General features: G+C 40.9%; 5 protein-coding genes. All 5 read right to left on the bottom strand.

Going from position 1 to position 7,147, the window contains the following annotated elements:
- Positions 1-128: 128 nt before the first annotated feature.
- The gene (gene wecB / locus CWB62_RS18195) at positions 129-1,244 is read right to left on the bottom strand and encodes a non-hydrolyzing UDP-N-acetylglucosamine 2-epimerase (protein WP_138530969.1); all 1,116 of its coding nucleotides are present in this window, start codon (positions 1,242-1,244) and stop codon (positions 129-131) included.
- A 388-nt stretch (positions 1,245-1,632) separates the two neighbouring features.
- A complete protein-coding gene (locus CWB62_RS18190; RefSeq protein WP_138530971.1) occupies positions 1,633-3,855 on the bottom strand; it encodes a polysaccharide biosynthesis tyrosine autokinase in 2,223 nt (740 codons plus the stop codon).
- 15 nt (positions 3,856-3,870) lie between these two features.
- Positions 3,871-4,305, bottom strand: a complete 435-nt coding sequence (locus tag CWB62_RS18185; protein WP_138530973.1) for a low molecular weight protein-tyrosine-phosphatase — start codon at positions 4,303-4,305, stop codon at positions 3,871-3,873.
- 10 nt (positions 4,306-4,315) lie between these two features.
- Entirely contained in the window at positions 4,316-5,431 is a 1,116-nt protein-coding gene (locus CWB62_RS18180) for a polysaccharide export protein (protein WP_138530975.1), read from the bottom strand.
- A gap of 234 nt (positions 5,432-5,665) precedes the next feature.
- Positions 5,666-6,034, bottom strand: coding sequence for a GxxExxY protein (locus tag CWB62_RS18175; protein WP_138530977.1), 369 nt, complete (start codon positions 6,032-6,034; stop codon positions 5,666-5,668).
- Positions 6,035-7,147 lie beyond the last annotated feature (1,113 nt).

Below are 7,147 nucleotides of genomic sequence, written 5' to 3'. Positions count from 1 at the left end.
GGTTCTAGGTTCTAGGTTCTACAAATTTTGGTTTTAAACTTTTTTTGGCAAGCTTTGTTTATGTATTTTTCAGCTTGTCACACTATTTTTTAAGAGTAATGTGCGAGGACAACCCGCGCCAACGCTAATTATTTTGCTAAAATATCACAAATACGCTGGCATGCTTGGCCGTCACCGTACGGGTTATGAGCACGGCTCATTGCTTTATATGCAGTCTCATCAGCTAATAACTCATTGAGTGCAGATGTTATTTTTCTTACATTTGTACCCACCAACTTAACAGTGCCTGCGTCTACCGCTTCTGGGCGCTCTGTTGTGTCACGCATTACGAGTACAGGTTTGCCTAAGCTTGGTGCTTCTTCTTGAATGCCACCGGAGTCTGTTAAAATAATGTGTGAACGATTCATTAAATATACAAATGGTAAGTATTGCTGCGGCTCTATTAAATGTACGTTATCAACATCTTTTAAAATACGCTTTACTGGCTCTTGTACATTTGGGTTTAAATGCACGGGGTACAGTATTTGCGTATCTGGGTGAGCTTTAGCTGTTTGTGCGAGCGCTTCACAAATACGCTCAAAACCACCACCAAAGCTTTCACGGCGATGGCCTGTAACTAAAACAAGCTTTTTACTTTCATCAAGCATAGGGAATTGTGAGGCTAATGTGTTGCTTAACTCTGTATCATTTTCTATTTGTTGCTTAACTAGTAGTAAAGCATCAATAACCGTATTACCGGTTACAAATATATTTTCACTTGCGACATTTTCTTTCAGCAAGTTAGCTTTTGAAGTATCAGTTGGTGCAAAATGGAACTTTGTTAATGCGCCAGTTAGTTTTCGGTTACCCTCTTCTGGCCATGGCGAATAAATATTACCTGTACGTAAACCGGCCTCAACGTGACCTACTGCTATTTGCTCATAATAAGCAGCTAAACTTGCAGCAAACGTAGTTGCGGTATCACCATGAACAAGAACAACGTCAGGTTTAAACTCTTTAAGTACCGGCGTTAATTCTTGCAGAATACGGCTAGTTACTTCTGGCAGTGTTTGCCCTGCTTTCATTAAATTTAAGTCGTACTCAGGGGTGATTTTAAAAAGTTCAAGTACCTGGTCTAGCATTTCACGATGCTGTGCTGTTACACATACTTTAGCCTCAAAACGGCTATCGTTAGCTAGGGCATGAACAAGAGGTGCCATTTTAATGGCTTCAGGGCGGGTACCAAATACTGTTAATACTTTCACTTTACATCCTTTGTGGATTTTAATTTATCTTTACTTATCAGGGTAACCAATTTTAGTTACGCTACTGTGCCAGTTTTAAAGTAGGAGGTTGTATTTAGCTCCTACATATATTTATTCTCGCGGTGGCAAGCCACTCGCCTACATGCAACCTTAACACCCGTAGGCGTTGAGCTTGCTGACGCAATGACCCAAAAATAATTTTTACCACTGAGGCGCTTTGCTACACCGAGAAGAGAAAAAGGTAAGTTGTTAACTCTCCAATCTCTTCCTCTGGGAACTCGGTGTTCTCCGTGGTGAATAAATAACTTATCCCTTTTGCGGTTGCAAGCCACTCGCCTACTCGTTTTAACTTTTAAAAATACTCGGGGTAAAGCCGCAGCTACACTTTTCACTTATCAGACTTATACTCGTAGTTGTAGTAGCCATAATACCCGTAGGCGTTGCTGGCTTTTTTAACTACACCATTAAATACTAGGCCTTTTACGTCTATGCCATTTTGTTCAAAACGGTTACGGGTAAGGTCTATTTCACGTAAGTGGTTTTGGCCAAAGCGTGCTACTAATAAGGTCGTGCCTGTATGCGCACTCACTATTGCCGGGTCGGTTACTGCAAGTATTGGTGGCGTATCTATAATTACTATGTCGTATGCTGCGCTAACTTCTTCAACCAGTTTGTTAAAGTTGCTGTGCATTAATAGCTCTGATGGGTTTGGCGGTATTTGCCCGCGGGTAATTACATTTAAACCTTCAACTTTAGTTGGCTTAGTTACTTGCGCTAGGTTTAAGCGGCCCGAAAGGTAATCACTTAAGCCATTGTCCCACTTTAAGCCAAACTGGGTTTGTAAGTAGCCTTTACGCATATCGGCATCAATAATCAGTACTTTTTTGCCGCTTTGTGCTAATACTGCCGCCAAGTTAACCGATATAAACGACTTACCTACACCCGGGCTTGGGCCCGATATAGCAATGATGTTGTTTTTAGCTTCCATCATCGCAAAGTGTAAGCTGGTGCGCAGGCTACGTAGCGCCTCTATTGAAAGGTCGGCTGGGTTATCAAGCGCGAGTAAGCTTTTTGCTTTACCTGCTTTATTTTTGCGCCCGGTAAAACTGGTTAATTTATCTTGGTAGTCTGAGTGGGGCACGCTTGCGTATACAGGTATGCCTAAGGCTTCTATCTCACTTGGATCTTCAACCCCTTTATGCATGGCTTTTTGTATAAGCACAATAGCCACCGCAAGCATGCCACCTAGCATGGTTGCCATTACTACTATTAATGCTTTTTTAGGTTTTACTGGCTTACTGGTGTTTACCTCGGCGTAGTCTATAACACGTACATTACCTACAGTACCTGCGCGTACTATGTCTAGCTCTTGGATTTTACTTAAAAGCAAGGTATAAATTTGGTTGCTTACTTCAACATCGCGTTTTAGGCGCAGCAGCTCTTGTTGTGTTTCGGGTAGGTTGCCTACCTCGCCAATAAGTTCGTTTTTTTGGCTTTCTACGGCTTGTATTTGCTCAATAATACCTTGGTATGCCGGGTGATCTTTTTTAAATTTACGGCCAAGCTCTAGGCGTTTTAGGTTTAGCTCTTGTAGTTTTGTTTCAAGCTTTACTACTTGCTCAAGCACGCCTTGTGTTTCGAGTGTTATGTTTATTGACTGGCGTTTTATTTGGTAGTCGTTAAAGCGTTGCTCGGCATATTCTAGCTGTTTTTTAATTTCAGGTAATTGTACTTCTAAAAACTCCAGTGACTTTTGTGCCTCGGCGCTATTGCGCTCTACATTTCGGCGAACGTAAATAGCAGACACTTTATCTAATACTATTTTTGCAAAATGTGGTTGTTCGCTTTGAAGGCTGAGGTTGACGATTCCTGAGTCTCTACCTTTTTCATTGGCCATTATACTTGTTTGGAGTTCGAGAACCGTGTTCAATCTATTTTTTTGTTTAATAGTAAACTCTGTACCAACACGAGCGTTTAAACTGCGTATTGTTAAATGAAATTTACCACTGGTTAGCTCTTGCCCAACCTTACCTGCTAATATTTGCTCCCCATCGTCACTCAAAAGTGCAAATCTATCACCTTTTAATGCGACTAACGTAAACTCTCTCCCTACTGCTGAGCGCGGAACATCAAATCTAAATACATCAATGCTCTCACCACCCCATGCGTAGCTGCTTGCACCAAAACTTGGCTCGGCCAAATCCCCCTTTTTCATTGGGGTAAATTTACGGTAAGCGCGGTTACCAATAAACGGGAATAGTTTTGGCTCGGCTACAATATCTAGTTTAAGTGAATCTACCGCTTCACCAATTACGCTGCGTGATTTAAGCAGCTCTATTTCGGTTACTGCGGATGGCGCTCCCTCAAACATTCCAGCCATGTCATCAAAACCGGGCACTGTTCCACCACTTTCTTCAACTTGTATCATGGCGGTGGCTTGGTAAACTGGCGTGCTTAATACCGCATAAACCACACCTATAAACATAAACAGTGCAGTTATGCCTGCTATAAAATATTTGCGGTCGAGTAATGCACCTAGCAGTGCCATTAAATCGATTTCTTGTGTGGGTTGTGCAGTGTTTTTGTTTTTACTTTCAGGCTGGGTATTCATTAAATTAGCCATTCCTTATAAATACTTTTGCCAAGCGCTGCATGCGCTATCGATTAATGTGTAAACGTGTTCAAATGCTTCGGTGCTTTGGCGGTATGGGTCGGGTATTTCGGCGTTGTTAATCCACTTACCTAGTAAAAATGTTTTACCGCGAGCCTCGGGGTAGCGTGCGTGTATATCTTTTAAATGGCGTTCTTCCATAACCAATATTACGCTATTTTGCGCAACAAGTGCAGACGACAACTGCCTGCCTTGGTGCTCGTCCATGTTTACACCATGTGCTTGGGCAATTTGTTTTGCTTTTGCATCGGCAGGTTTACCCTCAAGTGCGGTTAACCCAGCCGACGACACTTTAATATTTTTACCTTCAAGCTTTTGCTTTAATACATATTCACCCGTTGGGCTGCGGCATATATTACCCGCACATACTACTAAAACTGAATCAAACATTTTTTAACCCTTAGTTTGATGAAATATCATCTAAGCTATCAACCGATGCGACAGATGGTAATAATAAGCTTATTACGCGGTTCCAACGTGCAAGTGGTGCAGAAGTTACATATACGATATCGCTTGGCTGCAGTTCAAACTGCTCCGCTAGTACCATAGCTGCAATATTTTTTGCATGTAGCTGGTATACGTTTGCAATATAGCCCGTTTGCTCTACGTTGCTTTTACGCAGTACAAAAACCCCGTTTGCATCTGCTGTTGCTTCGTTTAGGCCGCCCGAATCACTTAATGCTTCGGCTAAATTTAAACCATACCGATTAAGGGTTACTGAACCTGCTTTTTTAACATCGCCTAGTACAAATACTTTTTGTGCATCGTTACGACTTACGTGCACAATATCGCCGTGCTGTAATAAACGGTTTTGCGAAATATCGCCGTGGGCATAAAAATCATCAAGTTGAATCACTTCTGTATTATCGCCTCGGGTAAAAGTAACTGTGCGCCAATCGGCAGCTTCTGTTAGGCCTCCGGCTTGGTTTAGTGCGTCAATGAGGGTAAGCGGTATTTCGGTTACAGGGTAAACGCCAGGCTGCTTAACCTCACCTGTTACGTATGCTTTTTGGCTTCTAAAGCCCACTACTTTTACATCTACTTGCGGGTCTTCAATTACGCGGCTTAAGCGCTTAACTAGGTCGTCACGTACTTCGCTAATAGTACGCCCTGCTGCAGGAATATTTGGCGCATAAGCATAGGTAATGGTGCCGTCTTTTTGTACGCGAAAGCCATCAAACTCAGCGGTACGTTGTACTGCTGCGGGTATTGTTAGCTCGGGATGATCCCATACGCCTATGGTTAGTACGTCACCTACACCTAGTTTGTATTCGTAATTGCTTACGTTTACACCTGCGGTGTTAGATATTGGCTTTGCAGATGCACGTGCTTGTTTTTGTTGTTTAATTAGCGACGAGTCGATAATTTGAATATTTACTTTTTCGAGATCTTGCTCAAGGTTTTGTGTTTGCTCGCCAGATTCTATGCCTTCAAAATGGCTGCCTGGTACTATGGTGCAACCGGTAACTGATAGTAATGCGAGTGAGGTGATGAGTGATTTACAGCTTAACGCCATTGTAGAATCCCAAAATTATTTTAAATATTTTGTTCCTCACCGACCTTGGTGAGTACTTGTATTTTTGTGCGGTAATTAAAGCATGAGAGGGCTTTTCGCGCAAGCCGAAACGCGCTTTTGAATTACTGCTTTCTTTTAAATAAGTATTTAAGCTTACTCAATGTTTTACAAAATGTAGGTGGCAAACAGGGCTGACTTTATTTTGCGATATTTTAACTTTTTTGCGCTTTTATATTAAACGCTTATTCGCTTTATACCTTCAATAAGCTTTACTTGGTTAAAGTTTATGAGTAATCCTGTTTTTATGCCGCTTAGCTTTAAGTATGTTATTAGCTGTGCTGTATGAATTGGCAATAGTTTTTCAACTGTTTTTATTTCTATTATTAATTTCTCTGGAATTAATATATCGAGCCTATACCCTGCATCAATGGTTGTGTTTTTATATTTGATTGGTAATTTTATTTGGCTTTTTGTTGATAAACCTGTTTGCTGTAGTTCATATACTAGGCAGTTTTCGTAGGTTGATTCTAATAAACCTGGCCCTAGGTTTTTATGTACTTCAATGGCGCAACCAATTACGTTTTTAGTCAGTAAGTCTTCCATGGCGATCCTTTGCAAATTTGTCACCTTGGAATATAGACTAATTATTTTAGTTACACATATTTTGTACGCCACCAGGATGCTTGCTAGCGCGTTTAGTTTGCTTGGTTATATTCAAAACCTTTCGCGTGAGCAAGCTTTACGCCTATGTATAGATAATTTTAAAGATTTAATTACCACCGAGGCGCTGCGCGCTACACTGAGAAGAGCGTAAAATAATGAATTAGTCTAAAACCAATTCTCCTTTACTTTTCATTGTCTTCTCTGTGGTGATAATAATGTTTTATTTATTTTATCATTTAGGTTAAAAATTTAACCGCTAGACAATTTTGACCACCGAGAGCACCGAGGCGCTGCGCGCTACACTGAGAAGAGCGTGAAATAATGAATTAGTCTAAAACCAATTCTCCTTTACTTCTCCTTGTCTTCTCTGTGGTGGTGATAATGTTTTACTTTACCATTTAGGTAAAAAAATTAACCGCAAAATACGTTTGACCACCGAGAGCACTGAGGCGCTGCGCGCTACACTGAGGAAACATACTATTTTCTAGTATCATCTCCTTTACTTCTCCTTGTCTTCTCTGTGGTGATAATAGTGTTTTATTTATTTTATCATTTAGGTAAAAAATTTAACCGCTAGACAATTTTGACCACCGAGAGCACTGAGGCGCTGCGCGCTACACTGAGAAGAGCGTAAAATAATGAATTAGTCTAAAACCAATTCTCCTTTACTTTTCATTGTCTTCTCTGTGGTGATAATAATGTTTTATTTATTTTATCATTTAGGTTAAAAATTTAACCGCTAGACAATTTTAACCACCGAGAGCACTGCGCGCTCCACTGAGGAAACATACTATTTCTAGTATTTTCTCCTTTATTTCTCCTTGTCTTCTCTGTGGTGATAATAATTTTTTACTTTACCATTTAGGTAAAAAACCAACCTACAAAACTTTTTGCTTGTCTAGCCCTTCGGGCACGTTCCAGTTCGTCGCAGAGCTCACTTATATTAGGGGCACAACTTCTTATGCTTTTACAAAGCAGTTAACATCGTAAAAGCGTTGCTTTTAAACGCCAGCAAGCTGTGCGTCTACGAGCTTGTCTAGCCCTTCGGGCACG

It is taken from the genome of Pseudoalteromonas sp. S408 (assembly GCF_005886645.1).
Classification (GTDB): domain Bacteria; phylum Pseudomonadota; class Gammaproteobacteria; order Enterobacterales; family Alteromonadaceae; genus Pseudoalteromonas.
Note: the sequence above shows the minus strand (reverse complement) of the source record. Positions and strands in the feature narration are given on the sequence as shown.